The organism is Actinotalea sp. C106, from assembly GCF_023630195.1.
In the GTDB taxonomy this organism is placed as follows: domain Bacteria; phylum Actinomycetota; class Actinomycetes; order Actinomycetales; family Cellulomonadaceae; genus Actinotalea.
In genome coordinates this window covers 1-1,129 of the sequence record NZ_JALPKN010000523.1, presented here as the reverse complement: position 1 = coordinate 1,129, position 1,129 = coordinate 1, and the positions used below count along the sequence as shown (strand labels likewise).

Below are 1,129 nucleotides of genomic sequence, written 5' to 3'. Positions count from 1 at the left end.
CCCCCCTCGGCCCGGCCCCCCTCGGCCCGGCCCGGTGGCGGTGGCTCGTGCTGGCCGCCGCGGTGGTGCTGGCCCTGAGCGTGGTCAGCCTGTTCGTCGGGGTCTCCGAGGTCACCCCCCGCACCCTGTGGACCGCCCTGACCTCCCCCGACGACGACGGGCGTGCCGCCATGGTCCTCGTCGTCTCGCGTCTGCCCCGCACCCTCGCGGTGCTCCTCGCGGGGGCCGCCATGGCGATCGCGGGGATGCTCATGCAGATGCTGGTGCGCAACCGCTTCGTCGAGCCGTCGACCGCGGGGACGGTCGAGTCGGCGGCCCTCGGCATCCTGGCGGTCACGGTCCTCGCCCCGGGCATGCCGCTCATCGGCAAGATGGGCGTGAGCGCCCTGTTCGCCCTGGTCGGGACGGCGCTGTTCCTGCGCATCCTGCGGGCCATCCCGCTGCGCTCGGTGCTCGTGGTCCCCCTGGTCGGTCTGATGCTCGGCGGCGTGATCAGCGCGGTCACGACCTTCGTCGCGTACCGGCTCGACCTCCTGCAGACCCTCGGCGCCTGGATGACCGGGGACTTCTCCGGGGTGCTGCGCGGGCGCTACGAGCTGCTCTGGCTGACCCTCGTCCTGACCGTCGTCGCCTACGTCGCGGCCGACCGTTTCACCGTCGCGGGGCTCGGCGAGGCCTTCACGACGAACCTCGGGCTGTCCTACCGCGCGGTGATGAACCTCGGGCTGGTCATCGTCTCCCTGGTGAGCGCGGTCGTCGTCGTGACCGTGGGGGCGATCCCCTTCCTCGGGCTGATCGTGCCCAACGTGGTGTCGCTGATGCTGGGGGACAACATGCGGCGCACCGCCCCGTGGGTCGCCGTGCTCGGCGCGGGGTTCGTGCTGGTCTGCGACCTGCTCGGACGCGTGGTGCGCTACCCGTACGAGGTGCCCGTGGGCGTCGTCGTCGGCGTGGTCGGCAGCGTGGTCTTCCTGTACCTGCTGCTGCGCCGGGGGGCCCGTGTTGCGTGAGGTGGAGCTGACGGAGACCGGTGCTGCGGCCGAGCCAGGAGCCGGGCCTGCTCCCGGTCCTGCCCCTGGCCCCGGCCCGACGACGGCGCCGCGCGGCTGGCGGGCCTGGCCGCGGCACC

At 73.7% G+C, this 1,129-nt stretch carries 1 protein-coding gene; it reads left to right on the top strand.

Features of this window, described 5'->3' with window-relative positions; all coding sequences use genetic code 11:
- On the top strand, window positions 1-1,010 hold a 1,010-nt coding region (locus L0B03_RS18185), incomplete at its 5' end, for an ABC transporter permease (RefSeq protein ID WP_374205030.1).
- Window positions 1,011-1,129: the final 119 nt, after the last annotated feature.